We start from the raw sequence: 24,506 nt of genomic DNA on the forward strand, positions 1-24,506 counted from the left end.
CCGGCCCTGTGCAGCCCAGTCCGGCCCTGTGCGGCCCTGCCCGCCCCGTCTCCGAGCCTCAGCGTTCCGTACGTCGCCCCCGACGCTCCTGCTGGCGCCGCTTGAGCAGGATCTTCTCGTCCACGGGTGCGTCCGAAGAGGCGCGGAGCACGCGGTAGTGCTCCATCGCTTCCTCCTGACGCAGCTGCTCGGCACCGGATGCGACCTCCATGCGCACATGATCGGCGGTGTAGCCGAACGAGTCCACGATGTCCTGCGCCAGCGGGCGCAGGCGGGCCAGCAGCCGGTTGATGTAGGGGCTCAGCGTGCGGGCCCTCTGGGAGGAGATCCGGCCGTTGAGCAGATACCAGTCCAGGTTCTCCTCGATCCTGGTCAGCGTGTAGACGTCGCGCAGCCAGGTCAGCACCTGACGGGTCCCCGCGTGCTCCACTCCGTCCAGCGCCTCGGTGAAGGACTCCCAGATGAGGAGCTCGGCGTGGGCCGTCGCCGCCTGGATGATCTCGTGCTGGTGCTCGTTGAAGGTGGCGGCCTGCTCGGCGGCGGGCTTGCGGGCCACGCTCCGCAGCTCCCCGGCCACATCGGTGACCATCTGCCGGACCCGGTCGGTGAGCAGATCCCGCTGCACCTCGGTCTGCTTGAACCAGTTCGCGCTGCGACGCTCGTCGCCGGTGTCCTGCACGGACTGGATCGCCCGCCGCAGGCCGAAGCGGTGCAGCACCGTCGACTGGGCCTGCGAGGCCACGTACCGGGACAGCGCCCCGACGTCGGCGTCCTTGAACTCGGCGGCGAAGTCGCTGAGCAGCCGCTTGGCCACCAGCTGCAGCAGCACGTTGTTGTCACCCTCGAACGTGACGTAGATGTCGAGGTCCGCGCGGAGCGTCGCGAAACGGTTCTCCGCGATGAACCCTGCTCCACCGCACGCCTCACGGGCCTCCTGCAGCGTGTCCAGGGCGTGCCAGGTGGCGATCGGCTTGATGGCCGCGGCCAGCGTCTCGAGCTCCTGGCGGTTCTCGTCGGAGTCGTCGGCGCCGGAGAACACGTCCTCGAACTTCGCCAGGAGCTTCTCCTGGGCGAAGGTCAGTGCGACGGTGGTGGCCAGGCGAGGGATCAGCCGGCGCTGGTGCAGCTGGTAGTCCATGATGACCTCCTCCTCCACGGGGGAGGAGGCGTTGAACTGGCGCCGCTGGTTGCCGTAGGTGACGGCGCCGATCAGGGCCAGCTTGGAGGCCGCCACTGAGGCGCCGGACAGCGAGACGCGCCCCTGGACCAGGGTGCCGATCATGGTGAAGAACCGGCGGCCGGGGCTCTCGATGGAGGAGGTGTAGGTGCCGTCGGCGGCGACGTCCCCATAACGGTTGAGCAGGTAGGTGCGCGGGATCCGGATCGAGTCGAAGGCGATCCGACCGTTGTCGATCCCATTGAGGCCGCCCTTCTGGCCGTCGTCCCAGATGGTGATGCCCGGCAGCGGCTGGCCGTCGTCGTCCCGCAGGTGGCAGTAGAAGCAGTGCACCCCGTGGTTCACGCCCCCTGTGATGAGCTGGGCGAAGACGACCGCGTCCTTGCCGTCCACGGCGGCGTTGCCGAGGAACCGCTTGGTGGCTGCCGTGAACGGCGTGTGGAGCACGAACTCATCGGCGGCCGGGTCGTAGGTCGCCGTGGTGCCGATGGAGGCCACGTCCGAGCCGTGGCCGATCTCCGTCATCGCGAAGGCGCCCGGCACGCTGAGGTCCATGATGCCCGGCAGGAAGCGTCGGTGATGCTCCTCGGTGCCGAGATGCAGCACGGCGGAGCCGAACAGTCCCCACTGGACGCCCGCCTTGATCTGGAGCGAGGGGTCGGCGGTGACGAGCTCCTCGAAGGCGGCGATGTTCCCGCCCGGCGCGTCCTGGCCCCCGAACTCCTTCGGGAAGGCGCGGTGGACCGCATCGGCGGCGACGAGCTCGTGGAGCTGACCGAGCACGCGCTCGCGGTGCTGCTCCTTGGTCAGGCCCTCGATCTTATGGAACCGGTCCTCGGCGGCGAGGGCGCGAGAGACTCGGCGGGTGTCCGCCCACCGTCCGAGCAGAACCTCCTCGAGGAGACCGGTGTCCAGGGATGGTGAGGACACCTCGTGTTCAGTAGTGTCAGTGGTGGTGTGACTCGTGGTCTGACTCATGGTCCGACTCCTTACGCCCGCGTGGGGAGTGTGACAGTGATGATCAACACAGATAGTCTAAGATACTGAGCAGTAATAAAGACAAGTCCTGGTCCACCGACTGGAGGAGAACCCCTCGTGACCACCACTGACCGGACGAGCGCCCAGACACGCACCGTCCAGACGCGCGACGTCGTCGTCATCGGCGGCAACCGCATCCCCTTCGCCCGCGCTCACGGCGCCTATGCCACCGCATCGAACCAGGACATGCTGGCCTCGGCCCTCAACGGCCTCGTGGCGAGGTTCGGGCTGCAGGGACAGCGGATCGGGTCGGTCGCCGGCGGCGCGGTGATGAAGCATTCGAAGAACTTCAACCTGGTGCGGGAGTCCGTGCTGGGCACTCCGCTGGATCCGGCCACGCCGGCCACCGACGTCCAGATGGCCTGTGCCACCGGCATGGAGGCCATCGGCTCGCTGGCGGACAAGATTCGGCTGGGCCGCATCGAGTCCGGCATCGGGGCCGGGGTGGACTCCATCTCGGACGCCCCGATCGTGGTGACCGACGCCCTGCGCCGGATCCTCATGGAGGCCAACCGGGCCAAGACGCCGGGACAGCGGCTCAAGGCGTTGGCGAAGATCCGTCCCGGGCACCTGGCCCCGCAGGCTCCCGGCGTCAACGAGCCCCGGACCGGGATGTCCATGGGGGAGCACATGGCGGTGACCGCCCACGCCTGGGGCATCGGGCGTCAGGAGCAGGATGAGCTCGCCCTGGCCTCCCATCAGAACCTGGCCGCCGCCTATGACGACGGCTTCTTCGACGACCTGGTCACCCCCTTCAAGGGTGTGCAGCGGGACACCAACCTCCGTGCTGACTCCACGCTGGAGAAGCTCGGGAAGCTCGCCCCCGCCTTCGGACGCGATCTGGGGGAGGAGGCCACCATGACGGCGGCCAACTCCACCGCGCTGACCGACGGCGCCTCCGCCGTGCTGCTCGGTTCGACGGACTACGCCGAGGCCCACGACCTGCCGCAGCTGGCGACCTTCGTCGACTATGAGCAGGCCGCCGTGGACTTCGTGGACGGTGCCGAGGGGCTGCTGATGGCTCCCGCCTATGCCGCCGCCCGGATGCTGGAGCGCAACGGCCTCACCTTCGAGGACTTCGAGTACTTCGAGATCCATGAGGCCTTCGCCTCGACCGTGCTGGCGCAGATCGCCGCCTGGGAGGACGAGGAGTTCTGCCGCGGGAAGCTCGGCCTCGATGCGCCTCTGGGGCGCATCGACCGCAGCCGGCTCAACATCCACGGCTCATCCCTGGCCGCGGGCCACCCCTTCGCCGCCACGGGCGGACGGATCGTGGCCACCCTGGCCAAGATGCTGCACGGCAAGCCGGGCAAGCTCGGCTTCATCTCGGTCTGCGCCGCAGGCGGGCAGGGCATCACCGCGATTCTGGAAGGGCGGTGAGCAGTCCATGGCACGCGACACCTACACCGAGTTCGCCAATACGCCGCTGGGGCGCCGGCTGACCTCCGCCCTGGGCCTGCCGCAGCCGGCCAGGCTGCGACGGCATCGACCCGGCGCGCCCGTGGTGCCGGGGCCCGTCGTCGTCGTGGGAACAGGGACGGTCTCGGATGAGATCGCCTCACTGCTGCTGACGTGGGACGTGGACGTCCGCCGGCATGTGGAGCCCCGCGAGCGGGTCTCGGCCGTGATCGCCTGCTTCGACGCGATCTCCACTCCGGCGGACCTGAGCGAGACCGCACTCGGCCTCGGTCGGATGCTGAAGCAGGTCGCACCGTCCGGGCGGGTCGTCACGGTCTTCCGCAGCCCTGATGCCGCCTCGGACCCGGCGCTGCGGGCCGCACGCAAGGGCGTGGAGGGCCTCACCCGGTCGTTGGCCCATGAGATGCGGGCCGGCGCGACGACCAACGGACTGGTCCTCGCTGAGGACCTCGACGCCGGCGCACCCTCCGTGGCAGGAGGGCTGCGCTTCCTGCTCTCCGGGCGGTCGGCCTTCGTCTCTGGGCAGTTCCTCACCGTGGACTCCGTCAACGGTGTGCTCCCTGGGGACTGGGATCGCCCCCTGGAGGGTCAGGTCGCGGTGGTCACGGGCGCGGCCCGAGGGATCGGCGCCTCCATCGCGGAGGTGCTGCATCGCGACGGTGCCCAGCTCATCGTCGTGGACGTCCCCGCGGCGGGCGAGCAGCTCGCCGCCACGGCGAACCGTGTCTCCGGCACGGCCCTGCAGCTGGACATCACGGCCGACGACGCCGGGGAACGCATCCTGGCCCACGCGCGGCAGCACTATGGCCGGCTGGACATCGTGGTGCACAATGCCGGCATCACCCGCGACAAGCTGCTGGCCAACATGGACCCGGCGCGGTGGGACTCGGTCATCGCGGTCAACATCGAGGCCCAGCTGCGGATGAACCGCGCGCTGCTGGCCGATGACCTGTTCAACCGGCCGGAGGGCACGTCCGGGCCGCGCATCGTCTCCCTGGCTTCGACCTCGGGCATCGCGGGCAACCGGGGGCAGACCAACTACGCGGCCTCGAAGGCTGGGGTGATGGGCATGGTGGCGGCGAGCTCAGCTCAGCTGGAGGCTCGTCACGGGACCATCAACGCCGTGGCGCCCGGGTTCATCGAGACGGAGATGACGGCGAAGATCCCGTTCGCCACGCGTGAGGTGGCCCGACGCCTGAACTCCCTCAACCAGGGAGGCCGTCCCGACGACGTCGCGGAGACCATCGCGTACCTGGCGTCCCCTGCGGCCGGCGGCACCAGCGGACTGACGCTGCGTGTCTGTGGTCAGAACCTGGTGGGGGCCTGAGCCGGTATGACTGATCGGATCGAGGAGCAGAGCACAGGTCCTGTCGACGTCCGTCGGATCGAGCTGCCCGCGCTGAAGGACATCTACGTCCACGCCGGCTGGGAGTCCGCCCGTTCGGCCGTGGCCCCACGATCCTCGGGGGCCGCGGACGAGCTGCCGGGGCACGCCGTGGTCGCGCGGCATCCCGGTGCCTCGGCCCAGCAGCTGGAGCAGTACCGCCTGCTCTTCGGCGGGGAGCCCTTCGACGGCGTGCACCGTCGGGGCCTGCCCTCGGTGCTGGCCCACATCCTGGCCTTCCCGGTCCAGATGGGTCTGCTCGCCGAGGAGGCGTTTCCGCTGCCGCTGATGGGCATGGTCCACCTGAGCAATACGGTGGAGCATCGTCGCCGGGTGACGGTGGACGAGCCGGTGCAGATCAAGGCCTGGACCGAAGGTCTGCGCCCGCACCGGCGCGGCACACAGTTCGACGCCGTCGTGGAGGTGCTCGCGGACGCCGCGGACGTCGGGCGCCCCGCGGAGTCGGAGGTGCTGTGGCGGGGGGTGTCGACCTATCTGAGCCGGGGCGCGCACCTGGCCGGTCGCCCGGGCGACGGTGAGCCTGAGAGGCAGCCGGAGTCGTCGGAGCGTGAGGAGTTCATTCCGCCCGCCAAGACCGGACAGTGGCGTCTGGGCGCCGACATGGGCCGCCGCTATGCCGCCGTCTCCGGAGACTGGAACCCGATCCACATCAGCTCCGTCAGCGCCCGCATGCTTGGCATGCCCCGGGCGATCGTGCATGGCATGTACGCCGCCGGCCGGATGCTGGAGGGGCGTGAGCCCGACGACGCGGGGCACCGGTGGCGCATCACCTTCGAGGCACCGATGCGCCTGCCCTGCACCGTCGCCTTCCACGCCGAGCGCCGAGGCGTCGATGCCTCCGCAGGTCAGGTTGTGGAGACCTTCACCGGATGGGATCCGCGCAAGGGGCGCCGACACTTCACCGGAGAGCTCGCCAGTCCTGCCTGATCCGCAACCCGCAGGTACGCAGACACCGGCCGGGCCCCGTCGAGACATCGACGGGGCCCGGCCGCTGTCGACCCTGCGTGGGGCGGCCGCCGCGTCGCGAGCACGGTCACCTCGTCCGAGTCCTGGACACCGCCTAGGATGGAGACATGGCAGCGGCACAGCGCGGGGCAGGACAGCGAGGAGCAGGGCGACGGGGGGCGGGGCAGCGCACCCAGGGCGGAGGCTCCGCCGGGCGCAAGGGTGCGTCACCACGCGCCGGTGAGGACTTCCGTCTCGTCGAACCTGCGCCGCTGATGCTGCTGCGTGGACCTGAGGACTATCTGGCGTCCCGCGCGATGGACCGTATCAAAGCCACGCTGCGCAGTGCTCACCCTGACCTGGAGTACACCCGGCTCGACGTCAGTGCGGCAGCCCGCGGCGAGCTGGCCACCGTGGCCTCACCGTCGCTCTTCGGCGAGGCGCGCCTGATCCTGGCGGAGGATCTCGCGCAGATGAACGACGCCTTCCTGGAGGACGCCCTCTCCTATCTCGGGGAGGCCCCTGACGCCGAAGTCACCGTGGTGATGCGTCATTCGGGCGGCAACCGGGGCAAGAAGCTCCTGGATGCGATGTCCGGGCGAGCCGTCGTCGTCGACTGCGCGGCGGCGAAGTCCGACACGGACAAGATGGACTTCCTCCGGCGCGAGTTCCGTGCCGCGGGTCGGGAGATCCAGCCCGACGCCGCCCGAGCACTCGTGGCAGCCGCCGGATCCTCCCTGTCGGACCTCGGCGGAGCCTGCCAGCAGCTGATCCGGGACGTGCCGGGAGCGATCACGGAGGAGGACGTTGACCGGTACCACGGCGGCCGGGTGGAGGCGACGGCCTTCAAGGTCGCCGACGCGGCATTCGACGGGCGGCGTGACGCCGCCACCCGGCTGTACCGCCACGCGATGGCCACCGGAGTCTCGCCGATCGCCGTGACTGCCGCGCTGGCCCGCAAGGGGCGCCAGATCGCCGCCCTGGTGGACCATCGGGGCAGCGCCGACCGGTTGGCCTCGGACCTCGGCGTGCCTCCCTGGCAGCTGCGTCAGGCCGCCGAGACGGCCCGACGCTGGCAGTCCCACCGGGCGGCGGCCGCCGTGGAAGCGGTGGCACGCGCCGACGCGGAGGCCAAGGGAGCTTCCCGGACGCCCGAGTACGCCGTGGAGCGCGCCATCGGGATCATCGCCGGGTCCGTCGGGCGGTGAGTCCAGCGTCGGCACCGCCCCAGGTGAGACGAGCCCCGTGTTCTCTGCTACGATCTATAGGCAGTGTCTACGGCCCTCGCGGTCGGCACTCCCTGCGGCAGAGAGCTCTCTGCGCGGCGTCAGGCCCCTCTGCCTGATGACGTCGCGCATTCGCCATGGCAACCCCACGCCACTCAGTCTGTCTTCTGCCGCCCAAGCAGGGATGCAGCCCTCACCACACAGTGAACCCAGACAGAAAGACAACACGTGGCAAACATCAAGTCTCAGAAGAAGCGCATCCTCACCAACGAGAAGGCTCGCCTGCGCAACCAGGCCGTCAAGTCCGAGCTGAAGACCGCGGTGAAGAAGGTCCGCAAGGCCGTCGCGGCCGAGGACAAGGACGCCGCGCTGGCGGCGCACCGCGAGGCCGCGCGCAAGCTGGACAAGGCCGTCTCCAAGGGCGTCATCCACAAGAACCAGGCCGCCAACCGCAAGTCCGGTCTGGCCGCCAAGGTCAACGCGCTCTGATCCATCCCGGATCACGCTCGTCTCCGCAGCCGCGGAGTCGGGTGCCGCGGGCCCCGTCGCACATGGTGCGGCGGGGCCCGCGGCGTCCGGGTCGCGTCTTCCGGGCGCCGAGTCCGTCCTCCGCACGGTGCTGCGCCCGTTTCATGGAAGAATGGAGCGTCAGCCCGACATCCCGTCCCCGAGGGAAGGACCACTCGCACGTGTCTCCGAAGGCCCGCACTCCTCTGGTGCCCGCCGCGACCGATCCTGGCGTGATCCGGAACTTCTGCATCATCGCGCACATCGACCACGGCAAGTCCACACTCGCGGACCGCATGTTGCAGCTGACGGGAGTCGTCCAGCCCCGCGAGATGAAGGCCCAGTACCTGGACCGCATGGACATCGAGCGTGAACGGGGCATCACCATCAAGTCCCAGGCGGTGCGCATGCCCTGGGAGCACGACGGCGAGACCTACGCCTTCCACATGATCGACACGCCCGGCCACGTGGACTTCTCCTATGAGGTCTCCCGCTCGCTGGCCGCCTGCGAAGGGGCGCTGCTGCTGGTGGACGCCGCCCAGGGCATCGAGGCCCAGACGCTGGCGAACCTGTACCTGGCCATGGAACATGACCTGACGATCATCCCGGTGCTGAACAAGATCGACCTGCCGGCGGCCCAGCCCGAGAAGTACGCCGAGGAGATCGCCCACCTGATCGGCGGCGACCCCGCCGATGTGCTGCGCGTCTCGGGCAAGACCGGTGAAGGCGTGGAGGAGCTCCTGGACCGCATCGTCGAGGAGATCCCCGCCCCGGAGGGCGACGCGCAGGCACCGGCACGCGCGATGATCTTCGACTCGGTCTACGACACCTACCGCGGCGTGGTGACCTTCGTCCGCGTCGTCGACGGCAGTCTTGGGCATCGCGAGCGCATCAAGATGATGTCCACCGGAGCCACCCATGAGCTGCTCGAGATCGGCGTCTCCTCCCCGGAGCCGGAGCCGACCAAGGGGCTCGGCGTCGGAGAGGTCGGCTATCTGATCACCGGCGTCAAGGACGTGCGTCAGTCCAAGGTCGGTGACACCGTCACCTCGCAGGCGAAGCCTGCCGACGCGATCATCGGTGGCTATGACGAGCCCCGCCCGATGGTGTTCTCGGGGCTGTTCCCCATCGACGGCTCGGACTTCCCGGTGCTGCGCGAGGCGCTGGAGAAGCTGCAGCTCAACGACGCCGCCCTCAGCTTCGAGCCGGAGACCTCGGCGGCTCTCGGGTTCGGGTTCCGCGTCGGGTTCCTCGGCCTGCTGCATCTGGAGATCACCCGCCAGCGTCTGGAGAGCGAGTACAACCTCGACCTGATCTCCACCGCGCCGAACGTCATCTATGAAGTCACGGCGGAGGACGGCGAGGTCCACGTGGTGACCAACCCCAGCGAGTTCCCCGACGGCAAGGTCTCGGAGATCCGTGAGCCGGTGGTCGCCGCGACGGTGATCGTCCCCAGTGAGTTCGTCGGAGCTGTCATGGAGCTCTGCCAGGCTCGTCGCGGCACCATGGAGGGCATGGACTACCTCTCCGAGGAACGTGTGGAGCTGCGGTACAGGCTTCCCCTGGCGGAGATCGTCTTCGACTTCTTCGATCAGCTGAAGTCCCGCACCAAGGGCTACGCCTCGCTGAACTGGCAGGGCGAGGGTGATCAGGCGGCCGACCTGGTGAAGGTCGACATCCTGCTGCAGGGGGACAAGGTGGACGCCTTCTCCGCGATCACCCACCGCGACCATGCCTATGCCTACGGAGTGAGGATGGCCTCCCGTCTGAAGGAGCTCATCCCGCGCCAGCAGTTCGAGGTTCCGATCCAGGCGGCCATCGGCTCGCGCATCATCGCGCGTGAGAACATCCGCGCCATCCGCAAGGACGTGCTCTCGAAGTGCTACGGCGGAGACATCAGCCGCAAGCGCAAGCTGCTGGAGAAGCAGAAGGAGGGCAAGAAGCGCATGAAGATGGTGGGCACCGTGGAGGTGCCTCAGGAGGCCTTCATCGCTGCTCTGTCCTCCGACGAGGGTGGCGGCGAGAAGGGCAAGAAGTAGGCAGTGCCTGCCACGCTTCCGGTGGGCGATCCGGTCCCGGCCGACGGCGCGCTGCCCGCGCGGGTGCTCGCCGGGCTGGGCGGGCGCGCCTCAGCGCCGCTGGGGCTGTACGTGCACATCCCCTTCTGCTCGGTGCGCTGCGGCTATTGCGACTTCAACACCTACACGGCTGAGGACCTCGGTCCGGGTGCGTCCCGGGAGTCCTACCCGGAGACGCTGATCCGGGAGTTGGAGTTCGCCGCGGATCTGCTGGCACGCGCCGGGGCGCCCGAGCGCCCCTTGAGCACGATCTTCTTCGGCGGCGGCACCCCCACGCTGCTCCCGGCCGAGTCCCTGGCCCGCATCCTGGAGCGCGCCCGGTCCCTGTTCGGGGTGGCCCCGGGGGCGGAGGTCACCACGGAGGCGAACCCCGACACCGTGGACGAAGCTACCGCCGCCGCATTGGCCGAGGCCGGATTCACCCGGGTGAGTCTGGGCATGCAGTCGGCGGTGCCGAAGGTGCTGCGCACACTGGACCGCACCCATGATCCTGCCAATGTCACCCGTGCGGTCGACGCCGTCCGGAGCCAGGGCCTTCAGGTCAGCCTGGACCTGATCTATGGCACGCCGGGAGAGACCTTGGAGGACTGGCGCACCAGCCTGGAGACTGCGGTCGCGATGGATCCGGACCATGTCTCGGCGTACTCGCTGATCGTGGAGGAGGGCACCGCGATGGCGGCGAAGGTCCGCCGCGGCGAGCTGCCCGATGTGGATCCGGATGACCATGCGGACAAGTACCTGCTCACCGACGAGCTGCTGAGCGCGGCCGGACACCAGTGGTACGAGGTCTCGAACTTCTCGCGGGATGAGTCGACCCGGTCGCAGCACAACCTGAACTACTGGCGGGACTCCGACTGGTGGGGTGCGGGGCCGGGCGCCCACTCCCACCTGGGCGGACTGCGCTGGTGGAACGTCAAGCACCCCGCCGCCTACGCCCAGCGGCTCCACCAGGGCATCACCCCGGGCCACGGCAGGGAGCTTCTCGACGACGACGCACAGGCGCTGGAGCACCTGATGCTGCGCCTGCGGATCGCCGAGGGCCTCGACGTGGCCGAGCATGAGGCGCTGCCTGGGGCTCGACGCCTCGACGACGGAGTCTTGCGGGCCCTGGTCCACGAGGGGCTGGCGCAGGAGGGACCGTTGAACCCGGATGAGCGGAGCCCGCGCGGACGGGTGGTGCTCACGCTGCAGGGCCGCCTGCTGGCCGATGCGGTGACCCGTCGCCTCAGTGGATGAGGCGCAGGTTCATCCGGTACCGGTAGGGGCGACCCTTGTTGCACTCGATGCCCGCCACGAGACCTGAGATCGTCATCACGACCCACAGGAAGACGGCGACCAGTCCGAAGATCCACCCGATGGCGGGGATCAGCGCCAGCACGTAGCAGACGAGCATCACCACGGTCAGCGGCAGGGTGAAGTTCAGGGCCTCCTTGGACTCCTGTGCGGTGAACGGACCTCGGTCCCGGAACACGAGGTAGATGATCAGCGACGGCACGCAGCCCATGAGCCCGCCGAAGTGGGACAGCGTCGCCCAGCGACGGTCCTCCGAAGGGGTCAGCGGCAGCGCCGCGTCGGCGGAGCCCTCGACGCGCTCGGAGTCCCCGGCGTGCTGGCGGCGTCGGTCCGCAGGCCGGTGACGGTCGCCCGAGTTCGGCTGCTGCGGATGTGGCGGCTCGGACTGTGGCACGGCGCCCCTCTCTGATGCTCGTGGGATGGCGGTCGTGCGGACCCGGGGGGCCTGCACGGATGAGGCAGATTCTACCGCCCCCTCCTGGACGTGGGCTGCCGGCGACACCCCCGCGGAGCCGCCGGGCGCAGGCGTCAGCCGGTGACGAAGTCGATGAGCTCCTCGACCCGTCCCAGGAGGGCCGGTTCCAGGTCGGTGTAGCTGGAGACCGTCCCCAGGATCCGCTTCCAGCCGGCGGCGATGTCCCGCTGCCCGGAATGCGGCCAGCCGAGTGCCTGGAGGGTGCCCACTTTGATGTCGATGTGCCGAGGGATGTCGGGCCAGGCCTGAAGTCCCACGAGCTGGGGCTTCACCGCCTGCCAGACGTCCACATAGGGGTGGCCCAGTACTGTCACGTTGCCGGCCGCCCCCGGCATGGACATGGCCTCGGCCGCAATGCGGCTCTCCTTGGAGCCCGGGACGAGGTGGTCCAGCAGCACACCCACTCGACGGTCCCGGCTCGGTCCGAACTCCCGCAGGGCCCCGACGAGGTCGTCTGCGCCGTGCAGAGGTTCGACGACGACTCCCTCGAGCCGCAGGTCCTCGCCCCAGACCTTCTCGACCAGTTCGGCGTCATGGGTTCCCTCCACCCAGATCCGGGAGGCCCGGGCGACTCGTGCCCGGGCGCCCTCCACAGCCAGCGAGCCCGATGCGGTGCGGCGGGGGCCCTGCGGGGCGGTGCGAGGCTTCGGCGGGACCAGCTCCACCGGGGCGCCGTCGTGCAGGAACCCGTGCCCCAGTGGGAAGGCCCGGCTGCGGCCGTGGCGGTCCTCCAGGCGGACCACGCGGATGCCGCCGGCCGCCTCCACACCCACCACGGCACCGACCCACCCCGACTCGGTCTCCTCCACCACGGTGCCGTGGTCGGCGGGGAGCGGCGGGACCTCACGGTACTGGGCGCGACGCCGTTCGGCCATGTCCGCGGGGCCCCAGGCGGACCAGTCGGTGGGGAAGTGAGGAGATGTCACAGCCCGGGAGCCTAGCAGCGGCGGCGGCGACTTCGGCGGATCCCGACGACACGCGCTAGAATTGGCACTTGTCGCAGGAGAGTGCCAATCGCCGCCGGGAGAGGAGACCAGCGATGTCTGACACCCGTCGCCTGCAGGTGCTGCGTGCGATCGTGGAGGACTACGTCCAGACCCAGGAGCCTGTCGGGTCCAAGGCGCTGGTGGATCGCCACAACCTCGAGGTCTCTCCGGCCACCATCCGCAATGACATGGCCTTCCTGGAGGCCGAAGGCCTCATCGCGGCCCCACATACCTCCGCGGGCCGGATCCCCACCGACCAGGGGTATCGGCTCTTCGTGGACCGCATCACCGAGGTCCGTCCGCTGTCGCGGGCCGAGCGTCGCGCGATGGACACCCTGGTGGAGGCCGCAGACGACCATGACGCCATGCTGGAGCAGACCGTGCGTCTGCTGGCCATGCTCACCAACCAGGTCGCCGTCCTGCAGCACCCCCAGCAGTCCACGGCGCGCATCCGGCACATCGAGGTCCTGTCCATGGGGCCGCTCAAGGTGCTGGTGGTTGTGATCCTCTCCTCCGGGAAGGTGGAGCAGCGGATGGCCACACTGCCGGAGCCTGTGGACGACGATTCGCTGCAGGTGCTCGGTCAGCGGCTCGCCGGGGAGCTCCACAACCGGTCCGCCTCGGCGCTGCCGCTGCCGGTGGACCGCCTGCTCGGCTCGGTCGAGCCGTCGCTGCGCTCCAGCCTCGCGATCGTCGCCCACACGGTGGAGGCGGTGCTGGAGTCCGGACGGGTGGATCGCATCATCATGGCCGGCACTGCTAACCTCGCCAGGTCTGACCGCGACCTGGGCCCCTCGCTCGGTCCCGTCCTGGAGGCCCTCGAGGAGCAGGTGGTCCTGCTGCGCCTGCTCACCGAGATGGAGCAGGACCGCCGTGGCCTCTCCGTGCGGATCGGTCATGAGACGAGCCATGACTCGCTGTCCGAGACCTCGGTGGTCGCTGCGGAGTACGCGGTCGGCGACGGCGGCGACGCCGCGAAGCTCGGCGTCGTCGGGCCCACACGCATGGACTACGGCTCCACCATGTCGGCGGTGCGAGCCATGGCACGGTACCTGTCCCGGATTCTCTCTGAAGGGTGAGAAGTGACTGACTACTACGAGGCGCTCGGCGTGAGCCGAGAGGCGTCGACCGATGAGATCAAGAAGGCGTACCGGAAGAAGGCGCGCAGGCTGCATCCGGATGTGAACCCCTCGGAGGACGCCGCCGATCAGTTCAAGCTCATCGGACGCGCCTATGAGGTGCTCTCCGACCCGGAGAAGCGCCGCAACTATGACGCCACCGGTGACGAGAACGGCCGGTCGCCCTTCGGCGGCGGATTCGGGGGAGGGGGCCAGGGCTTCGGCGGCTTCAGCGACATCTTCGAGACGTTCTTCGGCGCCGGAGCCTCGGGTCCGGCCTCCCGCACCCGGCGCGGCCAAGACTCCCTCATCCGCGTGCGCATCGATCTCAAGGACGCCGTGTTCGGCACCACCAAGGAGGTGGAGATCGAGACGGCGGTCACGTGCTCTGTCTGCCATGGCTCGTGCACGCGGGAGGGGACCAGCCCGACGACCTGCCCCGACTGCCACGGTCAGGGCCAGGTCCAGCGGCCCATGCGCTCCATCCTGGGCACCGTCCTGCAGACCGAAGCCTGCGCTCGGTGCTCCGGCTTCGGCAGCATCATCGAGGACCCGTGTCAGGAGTGCGACGGACAGGGCAGGGTGCGCGAACGCCGCACGCTGAAGGTCAAGATCCCCGCCGGCGTGGACAAAGGCAACCGCATCCACCTCGCCGGGGAAGGGGAGGCCGGACTGGCCGGCGGGCCGCACGGCGACCTGTTCATCGAGGTGGACGTCCGGCCCCACGACGTCTTCACCCGACGCGGGAACGACCTGCACGCCACCGTGTCCATCCCCATGACGGCCGCCGCCCTCGGCACCACGGTCAGTCTGGAGACCTTCGACGGGACCGAGGAGATCGAGGTCAAGCCGGGCACGCAGTCGGGCGAGGTGCTGACGCTGCGGGACCGCGGTGTCGCGCACCTGCGCGGCGGCGGCCGCGGTGCGCTGAAGGTGCATCTGAAGGTCGAGACCCCCACCAAGCTGACTGATCGCCAGCGCGAGCTGCTCCGTGAGCTGGCCGCCGAGCGTGACGAGGAGCTGGGGGAGTCCACCACGGAGCACCGGGGGATGTTCGCCAAACTCCGCGAGGCCTGGGACAGCCTGTGACAGCTCCGCTGTTCCACCTGGCGCCGGGACGGCTCGACGGCGTCTCCTGCGGCGACCACGTCCGGCTCGACGGCGCGGAGGGCCACCACGCGGCCACGGTGATGCGCCTCGAGGTCGGGGAGGAGGTCCACCTCTCCGACACGCGCCGGCTGCGGGTCACCGGATCGGTGGTCGAGACGGGGGCCGGTGTGCTGACGGTGGAGGTCTCCGCCGTCGAGGAGGAGCCTGACGAGCGTCCCCGTCTTGTGCTGGTCCAGGCGCTGGCGAAGGACCGTCGGGACCTGCAGGCGATCGAGTCCGCCACGGAGCTCGGCGTGGACCGGATCGTGCCGTGGCAGGCCGAGCGCTCCGTGGCCCGCTGGAAGGCGGGTCGGGAGGCGAAGAAGCACGCGGAGTGGGTCTCGACGGTCCGGGCCGCGGCCAAGCAGACGCGCCGCACCGCCGTCCCCGAGGTGGAGCAGCTGCACACCACCGCGCAGTATGCGGCGGCAGCTGCCGCGGATCCGCGGCGGGCCGTCGTGGTGCTCCATGAGTCTGACGAGCACACTCTGGCCGGCGCGCTGCAGGACGTCGATGCTTCCAACGTCGAGGAGCTGCATCTGCTGGTGGGCCCGGAGGGAGGGATCTCGCGGGGCGAGATCGAGCGGCTGGTCGCCGCAGGTGCTCGGGTGGCGCGCCTGGGGCGCACTGTGCTGCGTTCGTCGACGGCAGGGCCGGCCGCCCTGGCCGGCGTACAGGTGCTGCTGGGCAGGTGGGAGCGCGAGGAAGCTCCCGACGACATCACCAGTAGACTGAGCACCGATGACTGATACTCCCTTCACCCCCGCCGACTCCACCTCCGGTGTGGCCGCCGGCGCCGCGGCCTCTCCGGTGGGCAGCATCGAACGCACGGTGCACTTCGCCGACTCCGACACGATGTTCCGTGCCCTCGGCCCGCAGGATCTGGCGATCCGCATCCTCCAGGGCATCTGCCCGGCGGCGTCCATCGGCCTGCGGGACCAGCTGATCACGGTCGCGGGCCCCGAGCAGGACGTCCGGCAGATCGTGGAGATCCTCTCGCAGCTCAAGAGCCTGGCGGCCTCCGGCACCACGGTGGGCGAGGAGATCGTCGAGCAGGTCGCGACCATGGTGCGGGCGAACCAGGCCGGAGCCTCCGCCCGGATGATCACCACCAATATCCTGTCCCACCGGGGCAAGACCATCCGGCCCAAGACGGCGAACCAGCAGACCTATGTGGATCAGATCGACGAGGCCACCGTGGTCTTCGGGATCGGACCCGCCGGCACCGGCAAGACCTACTTGGCCATGGCCAAGGCCGTACAGGCCCTGCAGGCCAAGGAGATCAACCGCATCATCCTCACGCGGCCCGCCGTCGAGGCGGGGGAGAGGCTCGGGTTCCTGCCGGGCAGCCTCAACGAGAAGATCGACCCCTATCTGCGCCCTCTCTACGACGCGCTGCACGACATGATCGACCCGGAGTCGATCCCGCGGCTCATGGAGTCCGGGATCATCGAGGTGGCTCCGCTGGCCTACATGCGTGGCCGGACGCTCAACGACTCCTTCATCATCCTCGACGAGGCCCAGAACACCACCGCCGAACAGATGAAGATGTTCCTGACCCGGTTGGGCTTCAACTCCAAGATCGTGGTCACCGGAGACATCACCCAGGTGGACCTGCCTCATGGCACCGACTCGGGCCTGCGGACCGTGCTGGACATCCTCGACGGCGTCGAGGGCATCACGATCTCCCGCCTGGGCTCCCAGGACGTCGTCCGGCATCAGCTCGTGGGCCGGATCGTCGACGCCTATGAGTCCTTCCAGCAGCGGCAGGACAGCCGACGTTCCACGGGGACAGGCGGTGGGCCCCAGGGCGCTCGTCGGAGCCCGCAGGACCGACGGCGGCCCCGCAGCGAGAGGACCGCCATGGCCGAGGACGAGCGCTGATGCCGTCCTCGGAATCTGCCTGCACGCGGCCGGCGGGTGTGGCGATCAGCGATGAGTCCGGCTCCTCCGCGCTGGCGGAGGACGTGCAGGAGATGCTCGGGCGCCTCACCGGGATGCTCTATGCCCGGCTGCATCTCTCTCGGGAGGTCGAGCTGACCGTGACCCTCGTCGACGAGGCCCGGATGGCGCAGCTGCACCTCGACTGGATGGACCTGCCCGGTCCCACCGACGTGATGAGCCTGCCCATGGACGAGCTGCGCCCGGGCACCGCCGAGGAGCCCGTGGCCGAGGGCATGCTCGGTGACATCGTGATCTGCCCTGAGGTGGCGCGGCGGCAGGCGGAGGCGGCCGGACACGGGACCGGTGACGAGCTCGCCCTGCTCACGGTCCACGGGGTCCTGCACCTGCTCGGACACGACCATGTCGAGCAGGACGAACGTCAGGTGATGTTCGCGCTCCAGGCACGGCTCCTGGAAGAGTTCCTCGGGCGACGGGCCCCGACCCCGACCGTCGACGGACCATGAGCAGCGTTCTGCTCGCCCTGGCGGGTCTGCTGTGCGCCGCCGTCGCCGCGGTGCTCTCCACCGCCGAGGCCGCCTTCATGCGTCTCTCCCGGCGCGAGGCGGAGGACATCGCAGAGAGGCAGGGCTCGCGAGCCGTCCAGAAGATCCTGCTGGAGCCGGTGCCGCACACCGTGGCGCTGCAGCTGTGGCGGTGGATCTTCGCCAGCGCGGCGGTCGTGCTGGTCACGGTGGCGGTGCTGTTCCTCCTCGATGACGTCGCCCTGGCAGCCCTCGTCGCCGCGCTGGTGCTGCTGGCCGGCGGCGTCGTGCTGGCCACGCTCTCTCCACGCCGACTCGGGCGGGCACATCACCTGGTGGTCTCTGCCGCCACCGCCCGACTGGTACGGGGGCTGCGGCTGGCGCTCGGCCCCGTCCCGGTCGTGCTGGCCCGCGTCGGCGCCCGCATCGCACCCGGCACGGATGACGCATACCAGGGGTTCTTCGATGACGAGGAGTTCCGAGAGTTCGTGGCCCGTGCCTCCGAGACGGACATCCTCGAGGACGCCGAGGCAGAGCTCATCCAGTCCGTCTTCGACCTCTCCGCGACTCGGGTCCGGGCGGTCATGGTGCCGCGCACGGACATGGTCACCGTGGACACCGGAGCCACGCTGCCGGAGGTGATGACGTTGTTCCTGAGGTCCGGATACTCGCGTGTGCCGGTGGTGCGCGGATCCGCCGACGACATCACGGGGATGGTGTACCTCAAGGACGTGGCATTCCTGGAGCACCAGCTGCGCGCCGGCGAGGTCTCCGATGAGTTCCGCGGCCGGACCGCGGACACGATTACGGTGGACGAGGTCCAACGTGACGTGCGGTACGTGCCCGAGTCCAAGATGGTCTCCGAGTTCCTCTCCGAGCTGCAGCGGGAGTCCACGCATGTGGCCGTCGTGGTCGATGAGTACGGCGGCACCGCCGGTCTCGTGACCTTGGAGGACCTGATCGAGGAGATCGTGGGGGAGATCGTCGACGAATACGACGTCGAGTCCGCCGAGGTGGAGGAGCTCGAGGACGGACGCCGTCGCCTCGCGGCCCGCATGGCGGTGGACGACTTCGCGGACCTCTTCGACCTCGACCTCGACGACGAGGACGAGGTCGACACGCTCGGCGGGCTGCTCGCCAAGACTCTCGGACGAGTGCCGATCGCGGGCTCCGAGGTCGAGATCGACGGGGTCGTGCTGCGGGCCGACCGTCTCGAGGGTCGACGCAACCGGGTGAGCCATGTGCTCGCCTGGGAGGTCGAAGGTCGCCGCGGGGCCCGGGCCGGGCTCGGCACCGAGGACGCCCCCGAGGTCTTCGCCCATGAGGCCCAGGATCGTCGGGAGGCCGACGCGGAGGCACGCACCCCCGGACCGACCACCGCCACAGGATCGGCCGCTCAGCACGACGCCGACCAGCACGACGCCGACCAGCACGACGCCGGAGAGCAGGACGCGCAGGACCGGCACGACCCACACGACCAGGACCACAGGACCGACCGGCAGGAGCAGCGGTGAGCACCGACGCAGAGATCACCTTCGCAGAGCATGATGAGAACCACCGCGCGGGATTCGCCAGCTTCGTGGGGCGCCCCAACGCCGGGAAGTCGACGCTGACCAACGCGTTGGTCGGCTCGAAGGTGGCGATCACCTCCTCGAAGCCCCAGACCACGCGCCACACCATCCGCGGGATCGTCCATCGGGAGGATGCCCAGCTGGTCCTGGTGGACACCCCGGGTCTGCACCGGCCCCGGACGCTGCTGGGCCAGCGGCTCAACGATCTGGTCATCGACACGCTCTCCGAGGTCGACGTGGTCGGCTTCTGCCTGCCGGCGGACCAGAAGATCGGCCCGGGGGACCGGTTCATCGCCGGGCAGCTGACCAAGGTCCCGCATAAGCCGGTGGTCGCCCTGGTGACCAAGACCGACACCGTGCCGCGGGATGCCCTGGCCGAGCAGCTGATGGCCGTGGACCAGCTGGGCCGTGAGCACCTCGCCGGCGAGGGCCGCCAGGCTGACGGCTTCTCCGCCATCATCCCCGTCTCGGCGGTCGCGGGGGACCAGGTCGACGTCGTCGCCGATGAGCTGGCGGCCATGATGCCGCTCTCCCCGCCCCTGTACCCGCAGGGGGACCTCACGGACGAGCCCGAGGCGGTGATGGTCGCGGAGCTCGTCCGGGAGGCCGCTCTCGAGGACGTCCGGGACGAGCTGCCGCATTCGATCGCCGTCGTCGTGGAGGAGATGGTCCCCCGCGAGGGCCGCCCGGAGGACCGCCCGCTGCTCGACGTCCGGGTCAGCATCCACGTGGAGCGTGACTCGCAGAAGGCGATCATCATCGGCCGCCGGGGCGCGCGGCTGAAGCAGATCGGCACACAGGCCCGCGAGGGCATCAAGAAGCTGCTCGGGACGCCCGTCTATCTGGATCTCCACGTCAAGGTCAGCAAGGACTGGCAGCGGGACGCCAAGAAGCTGGGCCGTCTGGGATTCTGAAGGCCCGGGGCACCAGGCGTCCTGCCGGTCCACACTCTGGAACGTCCGGCGTCAGGTCATGGGCAGCGCGCAGATGACGTGCTAGCGTGAGAGACGTGCTGACTTTCACGACCGCACCGCGACTACTACAGCTTCTCCGCCGCAGCGGGGACCAGCTGTCGCGCGTGCAGCACATCATCCACGGCGCAGCATCCTGACGAGCCGAACCCCGTTGCGGAGTCTCATACCCCGGTCCTGCTGACCGGCGCCTCGGCTTCTCGACCGCACTCTCTCGACCCAAGGATGAACCATGCGCACTCTGCAGCAGACCTCGCCGATGCCATATCACCGGTACGTGCCCTTCCAGGACCAGATCACCGTCTCCCTGCCGGATCGGACCTGGCCGGACAAGGTCATCACCTCCGCTCCGCGGTGGTGCGCCGTCGATCTCCGTGACGGCAACCAGGCGCTGATCGATCCCATGTCTCCGGAGCGGAAGCACCGGATGTTCGACCTGCTGGTCGCGATGGGTTACAAGGAGATCGAGGTCGGATTCCCGGCGGCCTCGCAGACGGACTTCGACTTCGTGCGGCAGCTCGTCGAGCAGGACCGCATCCCCGACGACGTCTACATCCAGGTCCTCACCCAGGCCCGGGAGCACCTCATCGAGCGGACCTTCGAGGCGATCGACGGCGCCCCACGAGCCATCGTCCACCTCTACAACTCCACCTCGGTGCTGCAGCGCGAGGTCGTCTTCCGCCAGGACAAGGACGGCATCGTGGACATCGCCACCCAGGGTGCCCGCCTCTGCCTCAAGTACGAAGAGCAGATGCGTTCGGGCACCGAGGTCGTCTACCAGTACTCGCCGGAGTCCTTCACGGGCACCGAGCTGGAGTTCGCCGCGCACATCTCGGACGAGGTCGTCGACGTCTTCGGCGCCTCCCCGGAGAAGAAGGTCATCGTGAACCTGCCGGCCACGGTGGAGATGGCCACGCCCAACGTGTACGCGGACTCCATCGAGTGGATGCACCGCAATCTGCGCAACCGCGACTCGATCATCCTCTCCCTGCACCCGCACAACGACCGGGGCACCGGCGTGGCCGCCGCCGAGCTGGGCTACATGGCCGGGGCGGACCGCATCGAGGGATGCCTGTTCGGCAACGGTGAGCGCACCGGCAACGTGGACCTGATCACGCTGGGCATGAATCTCTTCAGCCAGGGTGTGGACCCTCAGATCGACTTCCGGGACATGGACCACATCCGCCGCACCGTCGAGCACTGCAACCAGATGCCGGTGCCGGAACGCTCCCCGTACGGCGGCGATCTGGTGTTCACCGCCTTCTCCGGCTCTCACCAGGACGCCATCAAGAAGGGCTTCGAACACATCGAACGGAGGGCCGAGGAGCAGGGACAGGACGTCGCCGACGTCACCTGGGCTGTGCCGTACCTGCCCATCGACCCGAAGGACATCGGCCGCAGCTATGAGGCGGTCATCCGGGTGAACTCGCAGTCCGGCAAGGGTGGGGTGGCCTACCTGCTGAAGTCGGAGCACGGGATCGATCTGCCGCGCCGTGCCCAGGTTGAGTTCTCCCAGGTCATCCAGCACCGTGCAGATGCCGACGGCGGCGAGGTCTCCGGGGAGGAGATCTGGCAGGTCTTCCGGGACGAGTATCTGCCGGTGGACAGCGCGGCCCGCCGTTGGGGCCACTACCGCATCGGGGAGGTCCGCACCTCCTCGACGGCGGAGGGCGCCTTCTCCATGGACCTGCAGCTGCAGACCAACGGGTCGGTGGTCGAGCATCACGCCGAAGCCAACGGCCCTGTCGCGGCGCTGGTGGAGATCCTGGGCCGCGACGGCGTCGACGTCCGGGTGCTCGACTACACCGAGCACGCGATGAGTCAGGGAGGCGACGCCCAGGCGGCGGCCTTCGTGGAATGCGCCATCGGGGATCGCGTCCTGTGGGGCGTGGGCATCGACCACAACACCACGGCGGCCTCCCTGCAGGCGGTGGTCTCGGCGGTGAACCGAGCGATCCGCGACACGGAGTCGTAGACTCGATCCGTGGCCGGATCGACCTTCGCCTCGCGCAGCTATCGCGACAACGCCCTGATCCTGCGCACCCGCAACCTGGGGGAGGCGGACCGCATCATCACGATGCTCACCGCCGAGCACGGTCTGGTGCGCGGCGTGGCCAAGGGTGTGCGCCGGACGTCGTCGAAGTTCGGCGCCACCCTGGAGCCGTTCATGGTGGCCGACGTGCAGCTCGTCCATGGGCGCAGCCTGGACATCGTCACGCAGGCCGTGTCGAAGGGCGCGTATGGGGCGATGATCGTCGCTGACTATGAGAAGTACACCAGCGCGCACATCATGGCGGAGGCGGCCGAACGGTTGACCGAGTCTGATCCCGAGGACAGTCGGCCGCAGTTCCGGCTGCTGCACGGGGCGCTCTCTGCCCTGGCCCGTGGGGTGCACGCTCCGGACCTGGTGCTGAACTCCTATCTTCTGAGGGCTCTGAGCACCGCCGGATGGGCTGTGACCTGGACCGCCTGTGTGGCCTGCGGCCGGCCCGGCCCCCAGCCGGGGTTCCATGCGGGCCTCGGGGGGCCGGTCTGCCCGGACTGTCGTCCGCCCGGGACGCGGACTCTGGCTCCGGCGACCACGGATCTGCTCCACGCGCTGCAGCACGGATCGTGGCAGAGCGCATCGGAGGCCGCTCCGGAGGCACGTCATGAGGCCTCCTCCGTGGTGACCAGCTACGTCCAGCATCATCTGGAGCGGAGACTCAGCTCGCTCGGGTGATAATGGAGTCCATGGCTTCACAGCGCAGCGCCGCCCGGCGCCCGTACTCGGACCCCTGGCCCCATCGCGACGGCGCACGACCCCCGACGCTGCCGAAGGAACTGATCCCCCGCCACGTGGCCGTCGTCATGGACGGCAACGGACGGTGGGCGAACCAGCGCGGACTGCCGCGCACCGACGGCCACCGGGCCGGCGAGGCCTCGCTGATGGAGGTCATGGCGGGAGCGGTGGAGATCGGCGTCGAGCATGTCTCCGTCTATGGCTTCTCCACGGAGAACTGGCGCCGCTCGCCAGAGGAGGTGCGCTTCCTCATGAACTACTCGCGGGACGCGCTGCGTCGCCAGAGGGACGTCCTGCACGACTGGGGCGTGCGCATCCGGTGGAACGGGAGGCGCCCGCGGCTGTGGCGCTCGGTGATCAAGGAGCTGGAGGCCGCCGAGGAGCAGACCCGGGGCAACGACCGGTGCACTCTGACGATGTGCGTGAACTACGGAGGCCGGGCCGAGATCACCGACGGTGTACGGCGCATCGCCGAGAAGGTCGCGGCCGGGGAGCTGAATCCGGCCCGCATCCGCGAATCCACCATCGCGGCGCACCTGGACGAGCCCGATCTGCCGGACGTGGACCTCTTCCTGCGGAGCTCGGGGGAGCAGCGCATCTCGAACTTCCTGCTGTGGCAGTCCGCCTATGCCGAGATGGTCTTCCTCGATGTGCTGTGGCCCGATGTGGACCGCACCACGCTGTGGCATGCCATCGAGCTCTATGCTCAACGGGATCGCCGCTACGGTGCGGCCGTGGACCGGGTGGCCCCCTCGGCAGGATCGGCGGGGTCGGCCGACTCGGCTTCCGGGGCGTAGGCCCGCAGCCACCGGCGCACCTCGTCGAAGGCCTGCAGCCGGACCGGTTCGGGAGAGGCGAAGACGTCGTGCATCGCCCGGGCGAGTCGCACCACGGTGACGCGGCCGCCCAGCCGGACGGCACGGCGCGCCAGCAGCTCCACATCCAGGACGATATCGGACTCGCGCAGCTGATCCTTCCATTGGCGGCTGTACACCGTCTGAGTCGACAGCAGCACCAGCACCGGCTCCTGGACGTCGAGCCCGTCGTGGACCTGACGGTGCCCCGCCAGGACTGCACGCAGCCATCCGGCCGGCATGGGAAAGGACTGACGGGGCCGCCAGAGCGGGTGCAGGCTCCACTCTCCGTGGGCCTGGTCCGAGAGGGACTGCCAGTAGTTGTCCACCCGCGGCAGCCGCAGCGGGCGCCGGGGATTCAGATGGCTCAGCGGCGCGAGCAGACCTTCGACGGCGGCCCGTGCGGCCGCATCGCCGGGCAGCTCCAGCCACGGACTGTTGAGGATCAGGCCCGAGGCGCGGCCGGGGTGCCGGTGCGCCCACAGTGCGGCGACGAGTCCGCCGGTCGAGTGGCCGTGGATCAGGGGTGCCGGGGCCTGAGGATGCTCGGACCGGATGACCTCCAGGGCGGATTCGAGGTCGGCGTCGTATTCGACGAGGTCATCGATGTACCCCGGAGTCTGCCAGCTGCGCAGGCTGCGTCCGTAGCGTCGGAGGTCCAGTGCGTAGAAGGGCCGACCCGCGGCGGCGAAGCAGCGGGCCAGCGGAGTGTTGTAGAAGTAGTCGGACCAGCCGTGCAGGTGCAGCACCGGCGCGAGCGGACCGCCGTCGTGGGCGGTGTCATGGGCGGTGCCGTGCTTGGGGGCTCCGTCGTAACGGACCAGCGTGGCGCTGAGCGGTCCCTCCTCGTCCTCGCCCAGCGGCAGGGTACGCCTGACACATCCCGGCAGGATGTCGGGAACCCAGTCTCCGGCCGGAGCGTCCTCCATCAGGCCCTCGGACCCGAGGGAGGGGTCGGGCGAAGAGTCGTGCGGTGCTGAGTCGTGTGGTGCTGTGTCGTGCGTGTGCGCCATTCCACCATCTTAGGGAGCCGCCGCTGACATGCGCCGCCGGGCTTGAGGGGCGGCCCGTCCTGCGCGGTGGCCG

At 69.5% G+C, this 24,506-nt stretch carries 21 protein-coding genes; 17 read left to right on the forward strand and 4 right to left on the reverse strand.

Going from position 1 to position 24,506, the window contains the following annotated elements:
• Positions 1-58: 58 nt before the first annotated feature.
• Positions 59-2,155 (reverse strand): acyl-CoA dehydrogenase, encoded by a 2,097-nt coding sequence (locus Q7C18_RS03260; RefSeq protein WP_311024164.1) that lies wholly within the window; start codon positions 2,153-2,155, stop codon positions 59-61.
• A gap of 117 nt (positions 2,156-2,272) precedes the next feature.
• On the opposite strand from Q7C18_RS03260, the gene Q7C18_RS03265 reads away from it, so the two are divergent.
• The 7 genes from Q7C18_RS03265 to hemW all read left to right on the forward strand — a co-directional run bounded on the left by Q7C18_RS03265 (position 2,273) and on the right by hemW (position 11,031).
• Positions 2,273-3,595 (forward strand): acetyl-CoA C-acetyltransferase, encoded by a 1,323-nt coding sequence (locus Q7C18_RS03265; protein ID WP_311024166.1) that lies wholly within the window; start codon positions 2,273-2,275, stop codon positions 3,593-3,595.
• 7 nt (positions 3,596-3,602) lie between these two features.
• Positions 3,603-4,961: a 3-oxoacyl-ACP reductase gene (locus tag Q7C18_RS03270; RefSeq protein WP_311024168.1), complete on the forward strand. Its 1,359-nt coding sequence runs from the start codon at positions 3,603-3,605 to the stop codon at positions 4,959-4,961.
• Positions 4,962-4,967: 6 nt separating this feature from the next.
• Entirely contained in the window at positions 4,968-5,966 is a 999-nt protein-coding gene (locus Q7C18_RS03275) for a MaoC/PaaZ C-terminal domain-containing protein (RefSeq protein WP_311024170.1), read from the forward strand.
• Between the two features lie 146 nt (positions 5,967-6,112).
• Complete coding sequence (holA, locus tag Q7C18_RS03280) at positions 6,113-7,192, forward strand: DNA polymerase III subunit delta (protein WP_139827546.1); 1,080 nt, start codon at positions 6,113-6,115, stop codon at positions 7,190-7,192.
• 246 nt (positions 7,193-7,438) lie between these two features.
• Complete coding sequence (gene rpsT / locus Q7C18_RS03285) at positions 7,439-7,699, forward strand: 30S ribosomal protein S20 (protein ID WP_070158590.1); 261 nt, start codon at positions 7,439-7,441, stop codon at positions 7,697-7,699.
• 200 nt (positions 7,700-7,899) lie between these two features.
• The gene (gene lepA / locus Q7C18_RS03290) at positions 7,900-9,756 is read left to right on the forward strand and encodes a translation elongation factor 4 (RefSeq protein WP_311024174.1); all 1,857 of its coding nucleotides are present in this window, start codon (positions 7,900-7,902) and stop codon (positions 9,754-9,756) included.
• A gap of 3 nt (positions 9,757-9,759) precedes the next feature.
• Positions 9,760-11,031, forward strand: coding sequence for a radical SAM family heme chaperone HemW (gene hemW, locus Q7C18_RS03295; RefSeq protein WP_311024175.1), 1,272 nt, complete (start codon positions 9,760-9,762; stop codon positions 11,029-11,031).
• Here hemW and Q7C18_RS03300 read toward each other — a convergent pair.
• Positions 11,021-11,482 (reverse strand): DUF4870 domain-containing protein, encoded by a 462-nt coding sequence (locus Q7C18_RS03300; RefSeq protein ID WP_311024177.1) that lies wholly within the window; start codon positions 11,480-11,482, stop codon positions 11,021-11,023. The genes hemW and Q7C18_RS03300 overlap by 11 nt on opposite strands.
• Positions 11,483-11,616: 134 nt before the next feature.
• Positions 11,617-12,438 carry a DUF3097 family protein gene (locus Q7C18_RS03305; protein WP_070158587.1) on the reverse strand — a complete coding sequence of 274 codons (822 nt, stop codon included), beginning with the start codon at positions 12,436-12,438 and terminating at the stop codon, positions 11,617-11,619.
• A 164-nt stretch (positions 12,439-12,602) separates the two neighbouring features.
• Here Q7C18_RS03305 and hrcA point away from each other — a divergent pair, with 164 nt between their 5' ends.
• The 10 genes from hrcA to Q7C18_RS03355 all read left to right on the forward strand — a co-directional run bounded on the left by hrcA (position 12,603) and on the right by Q7C18_RS03355 (position 23,363).
• On the forward strand, positions 12,603-13,628 hold the full coding sequence (gene hrcA, locus Q7C18_RS03310; protein ID WP_311024179.1) for a heat-inducible transcriptional repressor HrcA: 1,026 nt from the start codon (positions 12,603-12,605) through the stop codon (positions 13,626-13,628).
• 3 nt (positions 13,629-13,631) lie between these two features.
• The gene (gene dnaJ / locus Q7C18_RS03315; RefSeq protein WP_311024181.1) at positions 13,632-14,756 is read left to right on the forward strand and encodes a molecular chaperone DnaJ; all 1,125 of its coding nucleotides are present in this window, start codon (positions 13,632-13,634) and stop codon (positions 14,754-14,756) included.
• Entirely contained in the window at positions 14,753-15,565 is an 813-nt protein-coding gene (locus Q7C18_RS03320; protein ID WP_311024183.1) for a 16S rRNA (uracil(1498)-N(3))-methyltransferase, read from the forward strand. Before dnaJ ends, Q7C18_RS03320 begins: the two co-directional genes overlap by 4 nt.
• A complete protein-coding gene (locus Q7C18_RS03325) occupies positions 15,558-16,700 on the forward strand; it encodes a PhoH family protein (RefSeq protein WP_311024185.1) in 1,143 nt (380 codons plus the stop codon). Before Q7C18_RS03320 ends, Q7C18_RS03325 begins: the two co-directional genes overlap by 8 nt.
• Positions 16,700-17,224, forward strand: a complete 525-nt coding sequence (gene ybeY, locus Q7C18_RS03330; RefSeq protein WP_085437052.1) for an rRNA maturation RNase YbeY — start codon at positions 16,700-16,702, stop codon at positions 17,222-17,224. The genes Q7C18_RS03325 and ybeY overlap by 1 nt, the downstream gene beginning before the upstream one ends.
• The gene (locus Q7C18_RS03335; protein WP_311024187.1) at positions 17,221-18,756 is read left to right on the forward strand and encodes a hemolysin family protein; all 1,536 of its coding nucleotides are present in this window, start codon (positions 17,221-17,223) and stop codon (positions 18,754-18,756) included. Before ybeY ends, Q7C18_RS03335 begins: the two co-directional genes overlap by 4 nt.
• The gene (gene era / locus Q7C18_RS03340) at positions 18,753-19,727 is read left to right on the forward strand and encodes a GTPase Era (protein ID WP_070158582.1); all 975 of its coding nucleotides are present in this window, start codon (positions 18,753-18,755) and stop codon (positions 19,725-19,727) included. Before Q7C18_RS03335 ends, era begins: the two co-directional genes overlap by 4 nt.
• A gap of 289 nt (positions 19,728-20,016) precedes the next feature.
• The gene (leuA, locus tag Q7C18_RS03345) at positions 20,017-21,759 is read left to right on the forward strand and encodes a 2-isopropylmalate synthase (protein ID WP_311024189.1); all 1,743 of its coding nucleotides are present in this window, start codon (positions 20,017-20,019) and stop codon (positions 21,757-21,759) included.
• Between the two features lie 9 nt (positions 21,760-21,768).
• Positions 21,769-22,506 (forward strand): DNA repair protein RecO, encoded by a 738-nt coding sequence (gene recO, locus Q7C18_RS03350; RefSeq protein WP_311024191.1) that lies wholly within the window; start codon positions 21,769-21,771, stop codon positions 22,504-22,506.
• Between the two features lie 2 nt (positions 22,507-22,508).
• The gene (locus Q7C18_RS03355; RefSeq protein WP_311024193.1) at positions 22,509-23,363 is read left to right on the forward strand and encodes an isoprenyl transferase; all 855 of its coding nucleotides are present in this window, start codon (positions 22,509-22,511) and stop codon (positions 23,361-23,363) included.
• On the opposite strand, the gene Q7C18_RS03360 is transcribed toward Q7C18_RS03355, so the two are convergent.
• Positions 23,288-24,433, reverse strand: coding sequence for an alpha/beta hydrolase (locus tag Q7C18_RS03360; protein ID WP_311024195.1), 1,146 nt, complete (start codon positions 24,431-24,433; stop codon positions 23,288-23,290). The genes Q7C18_RS03355 and Q7C18_RS03360 overlap by 76 nt on opposite strands.
• Positions 24,434-24,506 lie beyond the last annotated feature (73 nt).

The organism is Nesterenkonia sp. CL21 (assembly GCF_031705515.1).
GTDB classification, from domain to species: domain Bacteria; phylum Actinomycetota; class Actinomycetes; order Actinomycetales; family Micrococcaceae; genus Nesterenkonia; species Nesterenkonia aethiopica.